This is a genomic window from Ehrlichia minasensis, from assembly GCF_004181775.1.
Lineage (GTDB): Bacteria > Pseudomonadota > Alphaproteobacteria > Rickettsiales > Anaplasmataceae > Ehrlichia > Ehrlichia minasensis.
Genome location: NZ_QOHL01000018.1, coordinates 1 through 21806 on the forward strand (window position 1 = coordinate 1; position 21806 = coordinate 21806).

The 21806-nt window shown below is 29.2% G+C and carries 16 protein-coding genes, 1 other RNA gene and 2 pseudogenes; 7 read left to right on the plus strand and 12 right to left on the minus strand.

Annotated features, from left to right (window positions below; genetic code table 11):
* Positions 1 to 578 precede the first annotated feature (578 nt).
* Positions 579 to 695: pseudogene (locus DRF75_RS05255) on the minus strand (tyrosine-type recombinase/integrase); the annotation flags it as partial.
* 115 nt (positions 696 to 810) lie between these two features.
* Entirely contained in the window at positions 811 to 1839 is a 1029-nt protein-coding gene (gene purM / locus DRF75_RS03710) for a phosphoribosylformylglycinamidine cyclo-ligase (protein ID WP_045171177.1), read from the minus strand.
* Positions 1840 to 1990: 151 nt separating this feature from the next.
* Between purM and DRF75_RS03715 the strand changes: the two genes are divergently transcribed.
* Complete coding sequence (locus DRF75_RS03715; RefSeq protein WP_129992672.1) at positions 1991 to 2623, plus strand: histidine phosphotransferase family protein; 633 nt, start codon at positions 1991 to 1993, stop codon at positions 2621 to 2623.
* Positions 2624 to 2743: 120 nt separating this feature from the next.
* Here the strand turns inward: DRF75_RS03715 and DRF75_RS03720 are convergent, their stop codons facing one another.
* Complete coding sequence (locus DRF75_RS03720) at positions 2744 to 3628, minus strand: diguanylate cyclase domain-containing protein (RefSeq protein ID WP_045171176.1); 885 nt, start codon at positions 3626 to 3628, stop codon at positions 2744 to 2746.
* Between the two features lie 428 nt (positions 3629 to 4056).
* On the minus strand, positions 4057 to 4413 hold the full coding sequence (gene rsfS / locus DRF75_RS03725; RefSeq protein ID WP_045171175.1) for a ribosome silencing factor: 357 nt from the start codon (positions 4411 to 4413) through the stop codon (positions 4057 to 4059).
* Between the two features lie 213 nt (positions 4414 to 4626).
* On the opposite strand from rsfS, the gene DRF75_RS03730 reads away from it, so the two are divergent.
* Complete coding sequence (locus tag DRF75_RS03730; RefSeq protein WP_045171174.1) at positions 4627 to 5934, plus strand: M48 family metalloprotease; 1308 nt, start codon at positions 4627 to 4629, stop codon at positions 5932 to 5934.
* Between the two features lie 85 nt (positions 5935 to 6019).
* Entirely contained in the window at positions 6020 to 6613 is a 594-nt protein-coding gene (locus tag DRF75_RS03735; RefSeq protein ID WP_129992673.1) for a hypothetical protein, read from the plus strand.
* Between the two features lie 598 nt (positions 6614 to 7211).
* Here the strand turns inward: DRF75_RS03735 and folK are convergent.
* Complete coding sequence (gene folK, locus DRF75_RS03740) at positions 7212 to 7721, minus strand: 2-amino-4-hydroxy-6-hydroxymethyldihydropteridine diphosphokinase (RefSeq protein WP_045171172.1); 510 nt, start codon at positions 7719 to 7721, stop codon at positions 7212 to 7214.
* 417 nt (positions 7722 to 8138) lie between these two features.
* Between folK and DRF75_RS03745 the strand changes: the two genes are divergently transcribed.
* Together DRF75_RS03745 and DRF75_RS05050 are read left to right on the plus strand one after the other, a co-directional pair.
* Positions 8139 to 8393, plus strand: a complete 255-nt coding sequence (locus DRF75_RS03745) for a fructose-bisphosphatase class II (protein ID WP_235424727.1) — start codon at positions 8139 to 8141, stop codon at positions 8391 to 8393.
* A 129-nt stretch (positions 8394 to 8522) separates the two neighbouring features.
* A complete protein-coding gene (locus DRF75_RS05050; RefSeq protein WP_165375559.1) occupies positions 8523 to 8663 on the plus strand; it encodes a hypothetical protein in 141 nt (46 codons plus the stop codon).
* A 1003-nt stretch (positions 8664 to 9666) separates the two neighbouring features.
* Here DRF75_RS05050 and DRF75_RS03750 read toward each other — a convergent pair.
* From DRF75_RS03750 to DRF75_RS03775, 6 genes are all read right to left on the minus strand, one after another.
* Positions 9667 to 12681 carry a phosphoribosylformylglycinamidine synthase subunit PurL gene (locus tag DRF75_RS03750; protein ID WP_129992674.1) on the minus strand — a complete coding sequence of 1005 codons (3015 nt, stop codon included), beginning with the start codon at positions 12679 to 12681 and terminating at the stop codon, positions 9667 to 9669.
* A gap of 383 nt (positions 12682 to 13064) precedes the next feature.
* Positions 13065 to 13400, minus strand: an RNA gene (gene rnpB / locus DRF75_RS03755) — RNase P RNA component class A.
* A 1223-nt stretch (positions 13401 to 14623) separates the two neighbouring features.
* A complete protein-coding gene (gene bioB, locus DRF75_RS03760) occupies positions 14624 to 15598 on the minus strand; it encodes a biotin synthase BioB (RefSeq protein WP_045171168.1) in 975 nt (324 codons plus the stop codon).
* Positions 15595 to 15813: a hypothetical protein gene (locus DRF75_RS03765; protein WP_045171166.1), complete on the minus strand. Its 219-nt coding sequence runs from the start codon at positions 15811 to 15813 to the stop codon at positions 15595 to 15597. Before DRF75_RS03765 ends, bioB begins: the two co-directional genes overlap by 4 nt.
* 145 nt (positions 15814 to 15958) lie before the next feature.
* Positions 15959 to 16414 carry a PAS domain-containing protein gene (locus DRF75_RS03770; protein ID WP_045171165.1) on the minus strand — a complete coding sequence of 152 codons (456 nt, stop codon included), beginning with the start codon at positions 16412 to 16414 and terminating at the stop codon, positions 15959 to 15961.
* 397 nt (positions 16415 to 16811) lie between these two features.
* Positions 16812 to 17417 carry a murein hydrolase activator EnvC family protein gene (locus tag DRF75_RS03775; protein ID WP_045171164.1) on the minus strand — a complete coding sequence of 202 codons (606 nt, stop codon included), beginning with the start codon at positions 17415 to 17417 and terminating at the stop codon, positions 16812 to 16814.
* A 319-nt stretch (positions 17418 to 17736) separates the two neighbouring features.
* Here DRF75_RS03775 and glpX point away from each other — a divergent pair, with 319 nt between their 5' ends.
* The gene (glpX, locus tag DRF75_RS03780) at positions 17737 to 18663 is read left to right on the plus strand and encodes a class II fructose-bisphosphatase (RefSeq protein WP_129992675.1); all 927 of its coding nucleotides are present in this window, start codon (positions 17737 to 17739) and stop codon (positions 18661 to 18663) included.
* Positions 18664 to 19202: 539 nt separating this feature from the next.
* Positions 19203 to 19464, plus strand: a pseudogene (gene glyA / locus DRF75_RS03785) (serine hydroxymethyltransferase); the annotation flags it as partial.
* Between the two features lie 462 nt (positions 19465 to 19926).
* Here the strand turns inward: glyA and mnmG are convergent.
* Positions 19927 to 21804 carry a tRNA uridine-5-carboxymethylaminomethyl(34) synthesis enzyme MnmG gene (gene mnmG / locus DRF75_RS03790; protein ID WP_045171273.1) on the minus strand — a complete coding sequence of 626 codons (1878 nt, stop codon included), beginning with the start codon at positions 21802 to 21804 and terminating at the stop codon, positions 19927 to 19929.
* Between the last annotated feature and the right edge of the window lie 2 nt (positions 21805 to 21806).

The window sequence follows — 21806 nt, forward strand, 5'->3', positions numbered from 1 at the left end:
CTATCATTTTAATTAATTGATAATGAAAGTTTTGTTGTTTAAGTTTTTATACTTAAATTATAACAAATATGGTTTGTGATAATAAGTGTAGAAATTGCAGTATGCAAAAAATCTGAGAATTTGCTGGTTAATATAGTAGATCATTACAATGGTTTAATTGTGAAAATGTTGCTAAGCATTATGGTGACTTGCATCTTTAGTTTATAAAACAATGCTGGTTGTACAGATATGAAAGTTAGTAATAAAAAGGTAGATGTGTAAAGTGTAGTATCGGTTAAAACTTTCTATAATTTGTAATCAGTTGATAATAAAAGTTTTGTGACTGAGGTTTTTATACTTAAATTATAAGAGAATGCTGTATATTATAGTGAATATGTGAGGTTATGATATAGAAATAATCTGAGGGGTTGTTAATTTTGTGTGGATATTGTAATGATTTAGTTGTGAAAGCTGAACATGATGGTGTGTTACATATTTAGTGTATAAAAAAGTAAGGTTACTATAATAAACATGAGACATATTTAATAAGGTGGTTCTATAAAGTATAAGTCATTATAAAATTATCTCTTTTTATAATAAGTTGGTAAATTAGTATGATCTAGTAATTTTTGTATAGAATCTGATGTCTACGCACTTCACAACAAATGTGTAGCAAAACTATGACGAAACACATGTGGAGTGATATTATCAGGCAATTTTTACAAATCTAATGTATCGAAAATGATAGTTTATTAGAGATCTTTTAAAACAAAAAAAAAAGGTGAGTAGTATGTTCTTGTTATTTATTTGGTGGGTAGTTATTATTTGTGTTTATTTAAATATTACTTGATTTTCAGTTGTCCTTTCTGTAATTTCGCCTATTTTGTATACGGCTTCATCTGTGTCTTTGAGTAATGATGATATTTGATCTTCGTTTTCTTGTGGTATAACTAATATCATGCCAATACCACAGTTAAAAGTTTTGAGTAATTCCATTTGATGTATTTGCATTTCAATATTTAACCAGTGAAATATTTGTGGCATTTTCCAAGAGTTTAAGTCAATTGTTGCTGATAAATGATTTGGAATTATACGTGGTATATTGTATATGAAGCCTCCGCCAGTAATATGTGCCAAGCCATTTATTAGTGGGATTATAGGTAATAGAGAATTCACGTAAATACGTGTAGGTGTAAGTAGATAACTTGCCCATGTTTGATTAGACCAAGGACATATGTCGTGATAATTAATTTTGTTGTCGGTAATGATTTTTCTAATTAGTGAAAATCCGTTTGAATGTAACCCGCTTGAAGTTAAACCAAGTATTACATCTCCAGCTTTAATATTATTACTTTTTGGTAGGATGTTTTCTGCTTCGATCACACCTACTGCAAAACCGGCTATGTCGTATTTGTTATTGCTATACATTCCTGGCATTTCAGCAGTTTCTCCACCTATTAGTGCTACATTTGCTTTTTTACATCCTACTGCTATGCTATTAATAACTTCTAATGCAGTGTTATGATCTATTTGTCCTGTTGCAAAATAATCTAGAAAAAATAGTGGTTCTGCTCCTTGCGCTAAAACATCATTAACACACATTGCTACAAGATCTATGCCTATAGTTTTGTGATTATTTACTTCTTGAGCTATACATAATTTTGTACCAACTCCATCAGTTGAGGAGACTAAGACAGGCTTGTTATATTCTTTTATTTTTGATATATCAAAAAGTGCTCCAAATGACCCTATGCTATCAAGTACTCCTGGCCTAAATGTTGATGATGCAATTGGTTTGATTTTTTCTACTAAACTATTGCCAGATTCAATATCAACTCCAGAACTTGAATATGTTGTCATATGTACCTTAACTTTATGTAAAACTTATTTTTGCAATTGACTAGAATAGCATTAAATATTTGAGCTTCATATAAAAAATTGTTTATTTAGTTAGTGAGATTATTTTTTTTGATATGTTAAAATGAATCATATAAGTAAATATAGGAGGTTTATGCAAAATAGTGATATTTTATCAAATGTGGAATTAGTATCTGCAAGACTGTTACATGATTTAGCTGGGTCTGTAGGTGCAATGGTAAATTACATAGAATGTTTGGGTGATGATGAAAGTTTATCTGAAGATATGATGTCTTTGCTTTCTGATGCAGCTAATGATGTTATGAATAAGTTTAAATTGTTGAAACAAGCTTATAGTATTTCTGATGATAATGGTGACTTTAGTGTTACTAAGCATAATATAAAAAATTATCTAAAGAGAAAGAAAATTCTGCTTGAATGGGATGTAGATGTACAACTTTTTGATGTTGAATTAGTTGAGAAAATAAATAAGTTACTTACTAATATAGTGATGATATTGATGTACTTTATGATTAATGGAAGTAAAGTAAAAGTTACATTATCTAGGTCAAGTGATGATGGTTTGTTATTGGAAATAATAGCTTGTGCGCAGAAAATAGAAATACATGACAGTATTAAATGCATTCTTGATAGAGATATATCCAATAAAGAATTAAATACAAAAAATATTCACGTAAATTTTCTTATGATGCTTTTAGACAATTATAATGCAAAAATGACATATGAAGTACAGAAAACAATGTTTAAATTTTTTGTATGCATTTAATTTAAAAGATTGATAATAGTAGTAAAATGTATCTTTAGCATTATCTAATATGTACTTATCAGCAAACTCAATTGTAAAAAGGTAATTGAATATAATGTCATTAAGAAAAAGATTTAGTTTTTATTGAATGTTAGTGTTTTTGATTGTCCCTCCACCTGCTTCTTGTTGGGCAATGAATAATATCTTGTTTAAGTTGGTTAAAATTTGTGTTGCGTCAGTTTCGTTGTACATTTGCGCATAACCAATTGATGCTTTTGCATGTAGATTTTGAAGGTTATTGTTAATATTTTTATGTATTCTTGATATTGCTGAGTGTGCATATTCAGATTTACATCCCAACAAAAGGCAGATAACTTTATGGTCTCCTATATAGCCAACTATGTCACTCTCTCTAACATTTTTATGTAGTAAATTTATAATGTGCTGTGTCAAGGTATCTATATTGGAACTATTATGTGGTGGGTCTATTTGTATTATACCTATGACAGCATGTATGTTATATTTATGAAGAAAATCTAGTACAATTTTTATTTCTTTATTAGTAGATGCTTCATCCATTATGTTGAAAAATGGATGCATGTTATATTTTGTATTAGGTAGTACAGATTGTCTGAATATCTCAAGTTTTTGTGATATACTAGCATCTCTTACTAGGATTTCATAATTTATTATATCTTGATTATAAGCCGTAGTTCTAAAAACTTTTGGTTTTACTGGTATTACTTTATTATTCTTTCCAATAAAAGAACAGTTGATTGTTCTGGATAAAATGTCAAATAAATCAGTTCCATCACTTGAATACTCTAAGTAACTGTTTATGTTTTCTGTAACATTTTTATGTAGTATAGTTGATAGAGGTTTGTTAGTTAGTTCTGCTGCTTTGTATTCTAAAAGTGTTTCTGCTGATTCATTTATATTGGAAATCATTAAATTTTGTAGAGTGTTGTTTTGTTGTACTGATATTACAGAGTCATCAGCCCTTCTTGCAACCACAAATTGATTCATGTTTCTCTCGTTTTACACATTAACACTGCATTTAAATATGTTTTATTGTGTGATTTATATAAAAATATTATTTTATGATTTTATCCATTAGTGGTAGTTAATGAATTATTCATAAGGTAATTTAATTATATGTGAATTTCAAAATGTTTTACATATAATGAACATCATTTTACTCTATTACAGTAAAAAATGTATTATTGATTTTGTTTAAGAGTATTGCAGAGCTATCATGCTGGTTGTATATTTTTTTATTGTGTACTTTTTTAAATATATAATATGATAATACATTGGCCTAAGCAGTTAGAGCTGTAGCTAATTTACTCATATGTCAGTAAAATATTGTGTATAATAAACTCAAGCTATTAACAATATATAAAGCTGTGTTATATTTGTTGTAGCTCAAACATTGTATTACAGTATATGAGCTTTTAACTTTCTTCCTTTATTTGAGTGTTCCATAGACTTTCAAGTTGATAATATTCTCTGACTTCTGGTTTAAAGATATGTACTAATATATTACAGCAGCTTAATACTACCCAATTCCCGTCTTTTAACCCTTCAATAGAGAGTTTTTTATATGGTTTAATTTCTTTCTTAATTTTTTCAGCTAATGATTTAACATGATAACTTGATTCACCTGAAGCAATGATTAAATATTCTGCTAAATTGCTTTTGTTACTTATATTTATTGTAACAATGTTGATAGCTTTGTGTTTATCAAGTACAAGTATTATAAGGTTTTTCAGTTCTTCTGTAAAGTTGGTTTCAGATTTACTGGGACTCATTTTGCCTCGGTTTTGAGTATAATAGGTTTTAATTGTATTACATATTGTATGTAATATAAACAGTTAAAAAGAATTAAAATAAGTGTATTTATGTAAAATTTGTATATATATTATTAACATTGCTTATAATATAGTTGATCATTAATTTTCTTGGAAGTTTATCTATAAATATGTGTAATATGATTTAAATGAATATGGTGGATTGGTTGACTTATGAATATTAAAAACTTAATATTATTTCTAGTTGTTTTATTTTATAGCAATATATCATTTTGTCAGAATGACTATATGATATTTAGAGATAGTGAAGTTGAATCTATAGTAAAAAAAATAGCATTGCCAGTATTTACTGCAGCTAACATTAATCCTGAGACTGTGAGAGTGTTTATTGTTAATGATAAGATGGTAAATGCTTATGTTGATGGTAATAATAATGATGTATTTTTGAATTATGGATTATTTGAATTTTCAGATGATCCAAGTGTACTGATTGGAGTTTTAGCTCATGAGGTTGGTCATATATCTCAGAAACATGTGTTGTTCCGTAAAAATAAAATACACAATTCTATGATTTTATCTGGGATAGGATATGTTTTAGGTATTATTACTGCGATTACAGTAAATCCTGATATGGGACAAGCAATAGCTCTTGCCACTAATGATATTAGTAAAAGGATGTTTTTTCTTTATAGTCGTTTACAAGAAGCATCAGCTGATCAATGTGCATTGCGATATTTAGACGAAGCTGGATATAGTAATGATGGCTTAGTTAAGATGTTTAAATATTTCTATTCATTGGAAGCACAGTATAGAGGAAACATTGATCAATATTTGTTATCTCATCCTCTTAGTTATGATAGATTGCTACAAATACAAAATTACCGTAATCGTAATGAAGTGCATGGTTTTTCTGATGAAGATATATATAAGTTTAAGCGAGTAGTAGAAAAAATTAATGCATTTTTTAATCCAATAGAGCGCTTAGTTAATGACAAAAGTAATATCAATCAATTATCTCCATATGCACAATCTATTATTTTTTATAAGCAATCTGATGTTTCAAAGGCTTTGGAAAAACTTGATAGTCTAATATCAAAGTCTCCAGAAGATCCTTATCTTTATGAACTAAAAGCACAAATGTTATATAAAGTAGGTGACATTAAAAAATCTGTAGAGAATTATAAATTAGCGCTTAAATTTTCTTTTGATAATGTTTTGATAAAACTTGAAACGTCACAAGCATTATTATTGTATGATCAGAAAGAAGCAGTGGATTATTTGGAACAGGTTACATATCAAGAACCAGATAATATTTTTGCTTGGAAACAGTTAGCTATTGCTTATGGTAAAACTGGAGATTTAGGAATGTCATATTTTTCATTAGCAAGTAAATCTTTTTTTGAAAATAATAAAAGGGATTTTGATAAATATTTTAGGTTAGCAAAAAAGTATTTGCCAAAGGATAGTATTCAGTTAGAGCGTATGTATGATTTGAGAACGAATTTATTAAGTAATGTATAGGTAGTTAAATTGATAACAGTAATTATGTATATTTTAATAAAAATGTTTTAATTTTATTACTTACGTTAAGGTGTGGTAACCTTTTATGAAAATACAAAATACTATATTTATTTTATTAGCGCTACAAGTTGCTTGTAGTCCTATTTATGATAATAAAGTTGCATATAAAGATCCAGAAAGTGAATCTGGGAAAGCTTGTGTAGTAAAATGTGCTTATATAAGAAATGATTGTTACAGACAATGTCAAATTAATGCAACTAACTGTCAGTTGACTGAAAAAATAATTAATGTTCAAGAACGTTCCAAGCCGTTCATTAGTATAGTAAATAATAATGCAGGTAAAGATAAAGAGGATAATCCTGCAGAAAATCCATGTGAAAGTAAAAATTTAGCATGCAAGAAATCTTGTGCTAATAATGCTGCTTGTAAAACTCAATGTGACATGTCTATGGATATGTGTAATACTCAGCGGAATTTGGATAGGCCTGAAAGTTTTGATGAATTTTTTTCAAATAGGCGTAAAAACAGTGCGACAGTAAAAGAACCACAACCTATAAGTTTATGTAAGGTTGATGAATGTGAGAGATTATGTAGAAGTGATTACAATTTGTGTTTTTCTAGTTGTGGTGGGCAGGTAATAACCTATAAGCAATGTGTAGCATTTTGTAATAAAAAGTGAATGCTGTTTTGTCCATATTTCAGTTCATATAGTTGATGTGTGCTATACTGTGATGATATTTCTAATACCTTTAATAAGTATTTAGTAGGTGTTGTGTGTAAGGATAAATTTATGTGGTATTAACTTAATTTATTTAAAATATTTGTATAATTAAAATGGATTCTATATTAGGTGAATTGTTTTATATAAATATAATTCATATATGGTTTATAACACTGCTAATACTTCAGTAAGTGTTTTAAATATCAAAAGTTCTATGTCAATGTTTTCATAATGCAAGTAAATTAGGTGAATGTTGTTGTGTAACATTATATAGTAACTGGATTTATAATTCTTCATTAATGTGGAGAATTTTTTAAATATAAGTATGCTGTACTTTGAAAAATGTTTGTGCGATTAAAATTGTATAAATATAGCTTATATGGTAGTTGAATTGGTAATCTTTCTAATAATGCAGTAAGTTTTAGTAGATGTTTTAAATACTATGTAATTTAAGTAAGTTAGAATATATAACAAGCATTTTTTGACTATAGATAAAATTTTAGTGTTATACAAACCTTATAGTAACATTTTATCTTCTACTTTTAAATGAGCTGTACTACTGTTCAAATAAATTTGTACTCTGCTTTATTAAATTGATGTCTTTTAGTTTTAACAACATGTCTTGTATCGAGGTTTTTGATATTGGATGAGGAAATCTTGCATAAATATCACATAGTGGTACAAGCACAAAATCTCTACAATGCATTTGCTTGTGTGGAATGGATAAATTATTTAAATCCAATGCTGTATTCCCCCACAATATAATATCAATATCTATAGGTCTAGGTGCCCAACGTTCGCGACTGATTCTACCAAGCTTTTTTTCAATAGATTTAACTTGTTCTAGCATAGAATGTGGTGACAAATTTGTATATCCTGATACTACCATATTTAAAAATGGAGTATCCCAATGGTCAACTGCGTTTTCTGGCAATAAAGCTGGAGTTTTATAAAGATAAGAGTAATTCTTATTGTACAGTGGTAACATACTAATTGCTGATTTAATACATGCTAACATGTTCCCGCAATTGCTTCCTAATGCTAGTATGACAACATCATTGTTCAATGAATCACCATTTTATATTTGTGCTTAAAACAATAAGATATGTAATTTTAAACTTAATTTCAAGGTTTTTATAAATGTGCTCATAGTACAGAGTATGTGTAATACTATTATATATTCTGCATCGTTCTTGTGTAAGTAGTAAATTTTACTTTACAAAGTTTAGTACAGCAAAACATCTTTTTTTTAAGATAATTTGTTTAGTGTGTTATGTTACTTCAGGATATGTACAATGTTATTAAAGATTGATCATAAATTTGTGTTTATATCATTAATATATAATGCATCTTATATGATAAAGCTTAATGCGATAAAACATCTTTTTTAAAGAATGATTTATCTTGTTTTTTGCAGTGTAAATTGAAGATATGTAGAGCACTTTTTAGTATTATTATAAATATATATGTTGTGCTAAATAATATGAATGGAGCAATGTCTGTCCTTGCAGTAACAGAGAAAGTAGGATTTTTAAATGCTCCTAGCATATATATGGAAAAAATTGCTGTTGGCACTAATATACCTAGAGATGTAATATCTTTAAGATATGACATAAAAACAAATTTATATAATTTAACAGCAGTAAGAGGTGTCAATGAGTTAGTTGTAATGGTATTATATGAAGAAAGACATATGGAATTGATAAAAACATTAGATGGTGTAAGGCATGTATTATAAAATCTGTAGATGATAAAAATGTATCAGCTATGGTGTTACTTATGTCAGTGATGAGTGATTTTTTAGATAATTTAACAGCAGAGAAAAGTAGGTGAGATAGTTGTAATGGTGTTATATGAAGAAAGACACATGAAATTGATAAAAACGTTAGAGAGAGGGTGTAAGGCATGTATAAAATCTGTAGATGATAAAAATGTATCAGATGTGGTGTTACTTATGTCAGTGATGAGTGATTTTTTAGATAATTTAACAGCAGAAAAAAGTAGGTGAGATAGTTGTAATGGTATTATATGGAGAAAGACACATGGAATTGATAAAAACATTAGATGGTGTGAGGCATGTATTATAAAATCTGTAGATGATAAAAATGTATCAGCTATGGTGTTACTTGTGTCAGTGATGAGTGATTTTTTAGATAATTTAACAGCAGAGAAAAGTCTAAAGTAGGTGAGATAGTTGTAGTGGTATTATATGAAGAAAGACACATGGAATTGATAAAAACATTAGATGGTGTGAGGCATGTGTAAAACTTATAGATGATAAATATGTATCAGCTGTAGATCACTCATGAAAGTGATACGTGATTTATATATTGGTATAGGAAGAAGAATGTGTACTTCCAGCTGCAGCGTTGTTATCTTGTTATATGGAAAAGCTAGTGTGATGTATTTTTTTTATAAAATTTATACAATAAGATACCACTTTCGAGGAAATTTTATCTTTTAATGTAATATGTAAACTAAAACAATACTATATTTAATTGATAATAGCGTACATGTTTTTGCTGATATGATTTGGTATTGTATAATCTATATTGTTACTAATATATAGTGCATTTTATTTTAGAAAAGTTAGCGCCACAAAGTACATCATTTCTAGAATAGTTGTGGATGTTTTTTATTATATTGTACCAATCAAAAATTGTAATTTTATAATAAATTCAAGATAGGTATAAGATTATAGCTCATATTTTTTATGTTTTTTTAATTCTTATGTATATAGTTTTATGCTGAAATGTTTTTTTATAAGTCACAGTAAGTTAGGTTTTGCTTTATAACTCATTTATTTTAGCAATAATATGGTATGCAGTCATAAAATTGAATTTCAATATCATGTGTTTATATGTTTTTTTATAGTATTTTAACTTCTGTTTTGTACTTGCTTAATACAGTCAGTTGATGTGTAAGGTTGGGTTTCAACTTATAATGATAATACTGTTGCTTTACTTATTGTGTATAGATTTTTTAAAGTTTTCTGAGTTATTAAATACCAGTTATGTTGCATATGATTGTATTTTCATATTGCTAAACTTCTTATAACTATATTCAAGCATGTTTAAGTCAATAGAGCACATATCGTCTATAATGAGAGTATTTGTAGATGTGATTTTACCTATGTTTGCATGTGGAATGTTTTTGAAAATTGTTTCAAACTCTTGTTTTTTATTTGCATTTACTGTTACTAGAATCCTACTTTGTGATTCTGAAAACAAGATAACTTTTTCTTTTAAATGATTGTTCTCAATATTACATATTGGTATTGGTGGTAAATTAATTTCAGCTCCAAATTGTCCTCCAATGAGTGATTTAACTAAGCTAATTATCATACCTCCTAAATTGATAGCAATGGCTGATGCTATAAGATTTGCACTGATTGCTTGATTGTAAGACATATATAATTTTTTGGCATGTGCAGCGTGTACTTGTGGTACATTATTATTCTCTATACCACTGTATTTTTGATATTCTGAACCTCCGAGCTCATTGTAAGTAACACCTAGAATATATATTAAATCTCCTGGGCTTTTTGCATCAAGTGTTACAGCATTTTCTACATTTTCTATAATTCCTATTGTAGAAATTAAAAGTGAAGGTGGTGCTGAAATAGTGATGTTTTCTCCTTTTTTATTGTATCCTTTAAAATCATTGAACATACTATCTTTACCAGAGATAAAGGGTGTTTTAAATGCTACAGCATAGTCATAACATGCTTTTGCTGCATTTTTTAATTGCCATAATCTTTGTGGATTTGTTGAATCACACCAACAAAAGTTATCTAGTAATGCCAAGTGATTGAAATTTCCTCCTACTGCAATATAGTTACGTATAGCAGTATCTATTGCACATGCTGCCATATGATATGTGCTTATTTCTCCGTAGCTTGACCCTAAACCATGTGATTTTACTATACCTCTGTTTGATGATAATATTGGTCTAATAACTGTTGCATCTCCATTTACTCTGCCTTTGCCTTGAAGAGGTTTAATTATTGATGTGCCTTGTACTTCATGATCATATTGTAAAGATATGAATTCTTTACTACATATGTTCATTCTCTGTATGATCTCATTTAATTCAACTTCTAATGGTTTGTTAAACTTTTTATGAGGTATTGATTCTATAGTTTCTGTATATGGAGTAGTTTGTAAATAGGTTTTTGGAATACCATTATGCAAAAAATCTACGTCCATGTCCATTACTACAGATCCATTGTATAATACTACAGCTTTATTAGTGTTGTTGAATTCTCCTATTATACTGATTTCTACGTCATGCTTTTTCATTACTTGTTCAAACATTGGAAATTTATTAGGAGGGACGGCAAATGTCATTCTTTCTTGGGATTCTGAGACCCAAATTTCCCAGGGTAACATATTATCATGTTTGAGTAGTACTTTATCTAGTTCTACTCTAAAACCATTGTTACCCATTTCTCCTACAGAAGAAGATAATCCACCTGCACCGTTATCAGTTATTGCATTGTATAGATCTAAATCTCTTGCTTCTTTAATTATTGCATCAGATAATTTTTTTTGAGTTATAGGATCTCCTATTTGTACTACTGTACTGCTACTATTATGTTCAGTTAATGCATTCGATGAAAAAGTAGCACCATGTATTCCATCTCTTCCTGTTCTACCTCCTGCTATAACTATATAATCTCCATTGTTTGGATTTTTTAGATGTGATAAGGTATTATTAATTGTGCGTGGCATAATACCTGTACATCCTACAAAGACCAGTGGTTTGCTACGAAATCTATCATCAAAATATGCGGACCCTAAACTTGTAGGTATTCCAGAACAATTTCCACCAGAATTTACACCTTTTATTACTCCATCCATTATTGCATTAGATGACAGTACTTTTACTGTACATGATTTATCTCTGTATAATTCTTCATCTGATTCAGAGAAGCAAAAATAGTAAGCATTTAATATAGGTTTTGCTCCTTTACCAAATCCGATAATATCTCTATTTACTCCTAATATTCCAGTGATTGCTCCTCCAAATGGGTCAAGTGCTGAGGGGCTGTTATGTGTTTCTACTTTGTCTGCTATGATAAAATTATCATCAAATATTATTGCTCCAGCGTTGTCAGAGAATGTAGAGACGCATATTTCTGAGTTTATTTCTTGTGTTGCACGTTTTATATAATGTTTGTATAGTCCATCTGTGATTTCATCTATAGGAGACGAGAAGATGTTGTGTTTACAGTGTTCTGACCAAGTTTGTGCTAGTGTCTCAAGTTCAATATCATTAGGGTTTCGTTGAATTTTTTTGAAGTATGCCTGAATAGCTTTCATTGCTTTCAATGATAGGTTTAAAGCACCTCTATTATTAATCCCATATTTACTAATTTGTATTAGTTCATGATCTTGAATGTTTAGATCTACAGAAGTTACATATGTATTTTTCTCTTTCTGTTGTGGAAAAAGATTTTCGTGTTTTATGTATGGAATTAAAAATATACTGTTAGAGGAATTTGAGTAAATTTTATTTAGATCTAGTATTTGTTTATTACCGAAAAATTTTACTTGGAACATCTCTCCTTTTTCAATAGATAGTTTGCAGTATTCTATTAATGGATTGAATAATTTGGATATTTCATCTTCTTGTGGTATTGGTTCTTGCCCAAACATTACTTGAGAGGTAAATACACTAACCTCTGAGTTATTTGCTAATGCTTCATTTATTATGCATTTAGTGGTATTGCCAACATTATCTGTGACTCCAGGTAAGAAGCCTTTTTCTAGTGACCAAATAGCTTGGAAGGTACTAAGTAGATTATAATTAGTGTTGTTAGTTATTTTTTTGTAATTCAATTCTCTGCTATCATATATAAATGCAAAGAATTTTTGTGTTATTGGATTAGTCAGCAATGAGCCTATTTTATTAATAGTTTCTGTATTTAGATTATGTTTAGTGTCTATTGTGTAAACTGTTGCATTAGTTCTACTGTAGCGTTCTGGAAGTATTTTATCTATTACTTCAATACGTATAATCATGAATAATTTTTAGTTAAGTGATATGTTTACACTGTATAATAATTAATAATAATTTCAAATATATTATTAGTATTTTCTAGTGGTGATTGATGGATATTACTGCTAAACAAGAGGTACTGTTGTAATGTTTATTGTATATATAGGTTTATTATATATCTTTATATTTTTTGATGTATTAAATAGTTATTCAGAAAAGCCTTCTCTGTTGAATATTTTAGTGTTACAAAGTGGGCATAACAATGATGTGTTATAGTACTTATATTATTGTTGTATGAGTGGTATTTATTGGAACTGTGTAGTAATATGGTGCTTCTATAATTTAATAATGTGAGTGCTTATGGTGTGATCTGTTAATAGATTGATATATGTGTGGTTTTTTATAATGTGCCAGGTAAAAATAAGCCGGATTCTGTTTATGTAGTTATTCATCTGGGATAGGTATCACTACCTAACTCACGCGACTCACCTTGGTAATTGTAAGGGAAAATACAAATACCTCATTTTAGTCTTGCTCCTGGTGGTGGTTGCCTAGCTACTGTATGTTGCCATAAGTACGGTGTGCTCTTACCACGCCTTTTCACCCTTACCTTGTAACAAGGCGGTTATTTTCTGTAGCCCTTTACCTAGAGTTGCCTCCGACAGGGATTACCTGTCACCATTTTCCCTTGGAGTCCGGACTTTCCTCTGTATATTAGTACAGCAACTACTCTTTTACCTGACAAATTATTATAATGTATAATTGTATTAAGTAAAACTGTAATTTGTGACTTAGAAAGAAATAGAGTTTTAGATTTGAGTAGAAGTTGCTTATTGTTATTGTAGAAAATACTGAGAATTAATAGCTTTTTCATGGAATGTGGAATTTATTTATACTATTTAAATATAGTTCTATAGAGTAAATCTTGTTGTTTAAAGGATGTGAGTTATCTTTTTGAATAATAATTTGGTTGTTTATTGTTATTATTGTTTCCTTAGATATTGAGATCACATTCTTGTAGTGTGTATTGCTATGAATATGGTTACAACTTTGAAAATGATGATGGTTTTGTGTTTTTATTCTGAGATTAATAGTAGATTTATAATTGTTGTGATTTGCATTGTGAGTTATTCATGGCTATTATATTACAATTCGCTGATATGCTAGAAGTTAATTTTATAAGTTGAAGTGTATAGATTTTTTAGCAAGAGATTTTTATTATCCTTATAAAAAGTGCTAAATATTAAATGCATTAGTAAAATATCTAGTAATATTTAGTTAGGTTGGTAAGCTTAAAAGTTATCGATTCTTTTTTTATAATATTATCATTATTTTAGCATTGCAAATTATTATGCATAAAATTTATGATACTAAATAAATATATGTTGTATTAGGATAATAGTTAACTTTATAACTTAAATAGTACAGTTTTTTATGATTATACTGGGCTAATAGATTTTTGGTGTTATTATAATCAGGATTGAGGTTTGTTGATTGTTTCATTTGAAAATATGGAGTAGCTGTTGTAGTAAATTCTATAATTTATCAAGTTGGCTTGTGAATCAGGGAGCAGGTTCTTTTGTGTAAGATTTGGTAAGTTGCTAACATTACTTATAAAGCATATTAATTGATTTCCTGGAAAAGTACAGAGTGTCATTTATTGTGGGGATCAATAATTGTATTAAGTTGATGTTATGAATCGAAAAAGCAGGTTCTTTTGTAAGATTTGGTAAGTTGCTAACATTACTTATAAAGCATATTAATTGATTTTCTGGAGAAGTGCAGAGTGTCATTTATTGTGTGGATCAATAATTGTATTAAGTTGATGTTATGAATCAAAAGAGCAGGTTCTTTTGTGTAAGATTGGTAAGTTGCTAACATTACTTATAAAGCATATTAATTGATTTCCTGGAAAAGTACAGAGTGTCATTTATTGTGTGGATCAATAATTGTATTAAGTTGATGTTATGAATTGAAAAAAACAGGTTCTTTTGTTTTTGCTCCAAGCTTTGATAATAGATTCCTGTCATCATTGCAATCAGCATTAGGTGTTGTTAATAGTTTTTCTCCATAGAATATTGAATTTGCTCCTGCAAATAGGCATAATGCTTGCATTTCTTCTGACATGCTTATTCGACCTGCAGCAAGACGTATATATGACTTTGGCATTAAAATACGTGCTACAGCTATTGTTCTGATGAAATCTATATTGTCTATTTTGGAATTATTTTCAAAAGGTGTGCCTTTTATTGGGACTAATCTATTAATTGGTACAGAAAGTGGGTGTTCCTTTAGATTAGCTAAGGTTAATAACATTTTTGCTCTATCTTCTACACTTTCACCAAGTCCTAAAATACCACCAGAACATATATTAATTCCTGCTTCATGTATGTTATTCAAACTTGTTAGTCTATCATCGTAACTGCGTGTAGTAGTTACATTGTGATAAAAGTCACGTGATGTGTCAATGTTGTGATTATAAAAATCTAGGCCAGCACTTTTTAATTTTTTTGCTTGTTCTAAAGTTATCATGCCTAGTGAAGCACAGCTTTCTAGATTTTCACTTTTTATTAAGTCGATAATTTCACAAATGTATTCAAGATCCCTGTCTCTTACTTGACGCCATGCTGCTGCAAAGCAAAATCTATCTGCTCCATTTGTTTTTGCTATTTGTATTGCTTTTTTTATAGACTCAATATCAAGTAAAGATTCTTTTTTTAACTCTGTTTTGTAATGTGCACTTTGTGAACAATATTTACAATTTTCTGGGCAACCACCAGTTTTGATATTCAGTAATGAGGAGAGCTGTACTTCTTGATTGTTAAAAAATTGTCTATGCAACAAATGAGACTGTAGTATTAAATCATTAAATGGAGTGTCGAATAGTTCTAATATTTCATCTAATTGCCAGTTGTTTCTAATAGGAGTATGTGTACTCATTTTTGTAGCTGTTTTTCTATTTTATCCTGTTTTGATGCTATATCCTTTACAGTGTTATTTAAATCTGCAAATTCCTCTTGAGTAACAAAGCCATTATTCCTTAAGTAGTTAGATAGAAACTTCTTAACTACTTTGTTAGTAATACCAAGTGTTCCTATCGCTACTCCAAAGAATGATACGCTGACTTTTGAGATATCATGTAGAAAAAACCTCATAAACTACCTGTTTGCAACTAAGTGAAACTATGAATACTTTACTCTCATTAGGTGAGAGGATACTATGCAATTTTAGCAAAACAGTCAACTGATTTTTTAAATATTCTGATTATATATTATACTAATTTTGGTAGTTTTTTGTATTTTAATATATTTTTCCTCCTATTACTCCTATTATGTGTGTTACTTCGTTGTTTTTTCCAAGAGGTAATAAGCATTGTCTGACTTTGATGTAATTTCCATCAGCACTTTCAGTCTCTGATTCATCCATAATTGGCTCTTGATTTTCTATCACTGATTCTAAATGGTCAAAGAGGTTTTCTATTATTTGCGGGAAAAAGAGTTTCATGTTTTGTGCTTCAGCGTAAACTTTAATATCTGATTTATATAACTCTATTGCTTTTTCTCCAATGTAGTTACAATTATACTTTTGATTTTCTGTGTCATTTTTTACTTCAATAATGAAACAATGAGGCCAAATTTCTCTAATTTCTTCTTCTTCAATTTCCTCTAGCTGTGGAAACATTCTGTTATCTCTTAATTGGTTCCAGTAGGCAAATAATATTTTTATTGCTCGTTTTTCTGATACATATTCTGACATCTATGACCTTGATCTTATAAACATAAGAAATTTACAGTAAATGTCTTTATTTTTTCTTACTTAGTTCTAATTTTTGTTTAATGTTAATATTTTTGTATTAGCTCTAGTCTGATATGTATTTTTTAAGTAATTTTTATTTTAAAATCATATTGTATGTTAGCGTATTCTGTAGGTTGGTTGATAGTTTAAAATCATTTAATCAAGTTTTTATACAAACTAAATTTTTATGCGGTTCTAGTTTTATCATTCAATTATTAGAATATTAACTATACATATTTTTAATATGTTATGTTATTATTGTTATATCTAAATTTTAGTGTATATAAGTATGGATGTGTGAAGCTCAGTTTGTCAGTTAATGCTATAACATTGTAATAGATAATTAGATGTTTTTAAATTATTTGCAGTTGATGTACAATAGTGGGTTTACAGCTTTTCCATGTTTACGCAAAGCAAAACACAAATGTGATTTATTAGTTTGTGGGTTAGTACTTTTAATAGATGCTATGACCTGACCTTGTGTTACTTTATCACCTATTTTTACATTTATAGTATCTAAGTAAGAATATGTAGTTATGGTGTTTTTATTATGTTCTATTATGATCATGTTGCCATACCACTTTGATCCTTTCCCTACATATAGTATTTTTCCAGCAGATGATGCTTTAACATGTTGAGTACCATTGGATTTTATATTTATTCCTTCCTTGCAATTCTTATCTTGATTGTTTATAGAAAATTTTGATGTTATGATCCCTTCTATGGGCATTATAAAATTACAGTTTTTATCAAAGATTTTTGTTTCTTTACCTACATTGCTAGTGTTTTGAATTGCATCTGATTCTGTATCTTCTTGTACATTATACTTTACAAGATGGTATTCATTTATATCATCTATCTCTTTTTTACCGTGGAATTCTTCCCCTCTTAGAAAATATGGTGCAGGTTTTTGTGTACAACCAAAGCATAGTAAAGCAATTAATAGTGTTTTTCTTATTGTCACATGTACCTACGATTATTGAATATTCTTTAGATTACATCAACACTATATATTATTCTGTTATATAAATTTGGCAATGCAAATTTGACTGGTAATTGATTCTTACTAAGTAATAAATGCAAAATTTTTTATGTTGGTAATAAGTGTTGTTGTTTAAATTGATTTGTGTAGTAAATACTGGTTGATTGTTGTAGCTTTTTGATCAATTTGTTTGATTATGTGTTAATGTGAATTATAGTATACAAGTAATATGGTAGTTTGCTATAAGTAATGTTTATAGTATTATGATGTCTTTTTATTATAAACTATATGGATTTTAGAAATGCAAAATTTGTGTTTTAAGTTGTTATCAGTGACTGAGGCTGCAGCTTTAGCATCTTACAAGTATCTTGGTATGGGTGATGAAAAAGGTGCGGATCGTGTTGCTGTTGATGCTATGCGAAAGTCATTGAATTTGTTAGAAATTAGTGGGACTGTTGTTATAGGAGAAGGGGAAAGAGACAATGCTCCTATGCTATATATTGGGGAAAAAGTAGGTACTGGTGGAATTGGTATTGATATTGCACTTGATCCACTTGAAGGTACTACAATGTGTGCTCATTATAAGAGTGGAGCAATGTCTGTGCTTGCAATAACAGAGAAAGGAGGATTTTTAAATGCTCCTGACGTATATATGGAAAAAATTGCTGTTGGTCCTAATATACCTAGAGATGTAATATCTTTAAAATATGACATAAAAACAAATTTATATAATTTAGCAGCAGTAAAAAAGTGTAAAGTGGATGAATTAGTTGTAACAGTATTATATAGGGAAAGACACTTGGAATTGATAAAAAACATCAGAGCATGTGGAGCACGTATAAAACTTATAGATGATGGAGATATATCAGCTGTAGTATCACTCATGAAAGGGATGAATGACTTGTATGTTGGTATAGGAGGTGCGCCAGAAGGTGTACTTGCAGCTGCAGCTTTGTTATCTATGGGTGGTTATATGGAAGGTAAATTAGTGCTTGATACAGATCCTTTAAGAGCAAGAGCAGAAAAATTTGGGATTAAAAATCCAAATAAAATTTATTCTATAGAAGAAATGGTAAAATCTGATTCAATTTTTTTAGCAACTGGTATTACTGATGGTAGTTTAGTTCGAGGTATTAAGTATTCGCAAGGATCCTTTGAGGTTGAGTCTGTGATCATTAAACCATCTAGTATTATGTATATTAATAATACTATTCCTGAAAGCATTTGATAATTTAGCTATATTGCTAATTAGTGCGATTAACTAAGATATTAATATAACAAATGTTAGTGTATTGGTAAGCTGTATGTGAAAATATTGGATGACTGACAAACTGTATTGCTAATTAGTTGATTAGTATAGGATATTTATAATAGATAGTAAGGTTTTTTTATATGCAGTATAGTTGTTTTGTTCGTAGTTAGTATAGAAGTTGTTATAGTTATATTAATTATGAGTATGTTAGTAATGCTTGCTATTTAATTAGGTTAGTATTGTGTAATTTAAACTATATTGCAGATGTGTTAGTTGATATAGGATATTTGTCATCTAATAAGCTGTTTTATGTGAGGTGTTATTGTTGTTTTGTATATTAGATACAAGGATTTTTATAGCTGTATTAGTGTTTAGTAATCTTAATTAGTGGGTGTAACCAGTGCTGGAATACTGTGTATGACAGTATTGAATAATTATTATAGACTGTATTGCTAATACTGTTAGTTAGCATAAGATATTTGTGTTAAATAATAAGATTTTTATTAAGAGATAGGATTATCACGAATAAATATGCGGAAGGTTATCCTGGTAAAAGATATTATTGTGGATGTCACTTTGCAGATATTGTAGAGAATCTGGCGAACGTTTATGTAAGTTATTTGGATGTAAATTTGCAAATGTTCAGCCGCATTCTGGTTCGCAAGCTAATCAGGTGTATTTGCTGCGTTATTAAAACCAGGTGATACAGTAGTTGGATTATCACTTGATTGTGGTGGTCATTTAACTCATGGTTCTGCTCCTAGTATTTCTGGTAAAAGGAAATTCTTGATTTGCATAAATGCCTAAATTTGTAATATAAGTCAGTGTAATGTTACTTTTAATACACAATTTGTTCTATTCATAGTGTAGTGGGTTTATAGTTGAATTATTGTATAAATGTTTATAGGGCACTTATATTAATTATGCTTGTATTATGTGCTTATATCTGAAAGTATTGTGTAATTTAAGCTATATTACATATGGGTGTAAATAATCTTATAAAGTAAAATTTTTCCTGTATACAAAACATAGCTGATTTTATATATTATTAAATAAAGTATTATTATTGTTAAAAATTATTTTGTGAGAATTTATTATTAATACAGTTTTTATTTAAAATGAAAGTGTATTTACTGAATTGATATTGTGTTCATGATGTTTTAAAACTAGCTTTTTATATAGTAATGTGCACCTTACTTAAGGTATGATTACTTGTATATGTTTTAACTATTGTTAAAACTATGAAATGTTTTTATTTTTATGATAGCGTAAGTAGATCAAGATACTAGTGATTGCTGCTGGTGTTACCCCAGGGATACGTCTTACAGAACCTATGGAAGGTGGCTTTATGTATTCTAGCTTTTCTTGCATTTCTTTTGATAATCCATGAATTTGTGAAAACTCTATATCATTTGGAATACAAGTGTTCTCTTCTTCTATGAAATCTTTAATGTCTGCGTCTTGTCTAATAAAATAAGGTGCATATTTCCCTTCAATTTCTACTTGAGTAACTATATCTTTTCTGAATTTTTTTATTGCATCACATATTTTTGATACAATTTCCATGTTGATATTTTGGTAGCTTAGAAGATCAAAAATGCTCCTTTTAACTCCATCTTTGGATACATGTATATCATGTGCAGCAAGTTGTGTAGGAGTTGTGGTAATGTTCTTCAATATGTTTGTTAAAGATTCAATCTGATATTGTTTATCTTTTAATGCACAGTATCTCTTGGATGACACTGCTGATATTTTGTATCCTAGTTCTGTTAAACGTAGGTCTGCATTATCAGAACGTAACCTTAACCTATATTCTGCCCTAGATGTGAAAAGTCTGTATGGTTCAGATGTGCCTAAAGTAACTAAATCATCTATCATGACACCAATATATGCATCATTTCTTTTTAATATGAAAGGTTCATAGTTTGAGCTGAGCGATAATGCTGCATTAATCCCAGCTATAATTCCTTGTCCAGCTGCTTCTTCATATCCAGTAGTACCGTTTATTTGTCCTGCAAAATATAAACCTCTTATTTTTTTTGTTTCAAGAGTATGATATAATTCTCTCGGGTCGATAAAATTGTATTCAACACTGTAGCCGCTTCTTACTATATTGACTTTTTCTAACCCTGGTATTGTTTTGAGCATTTTGTATTGCACATCAAGTGGTGAAGAGGTAGTGATACCATTAGGATATATGATGTCAGAGTTTAAGCCTTCTGGTTCTAAAAATACTTGATGACCATTGCGATCTGAAAATCTTCTTACTTTTTCTTCTATTGAAGGACAGTATCTTGGTGCTTTGATATCTTTTAATAGATTGCTTGCAGCTGCTCTATGTAAATTATTTTTTATTACTTCATGTGTTTTATTATTAGTTGCAGTTAAATAGCATGAAATTTGTGGTAGATCTATTGATTGTGACATATAAGAAAAAGGCGAAGGATGAATATCACCTTTTTGTTCTTGTAATACTGAGAAGTTAATACTATTTATATCAAGCCTTGGTGGAGTGCCGGTTCGCAAACGACCTAATTTAAAATTATATTTTTCTAGTGTTTTTGCTAATCCAATTGAAGGTAGTTCCCCTATTCTACCTGCTGGAGTGGTATAACTTCCTATGTGAATTGTACCTTGTAAAAATGTACCAGTAGTTAATATTAATTTACTTGTGTGTATAGTGTGTTGGTCAGATGTAATAACAGCTTTAATACTATCTTTGTCGTTGTCTTTTGTGATAGTGAAATCTTCTACTGATGCTTCTAATACTGTTAAATTTGGATAATTTAATATTATATCCTGCATCGTTTGTTTGTATATTAATCTATCTGCTTGTGCTCTTGGTCCCCATACTGCTGGTCCTTTACTTCTGTTTAATATGCTGGAATGAATACTAGCTTTATCTATTACTTTTCCCATTAGACCATCTAAAGCATCTACTTCTCTAACTACAGTGCCTTTTGCAATGCCACCAATGGCTGGGTTACAGGACATTTCTCCAATTGTTGATATTGAGTGTGTAATTAGTAAAGTCTTTGCACCAATACGGGCTGCAGCTGCGGCTGCTTCACATCCTGCATGTCCACCTCCTATAACTACTACATCGTAATGACTCATAT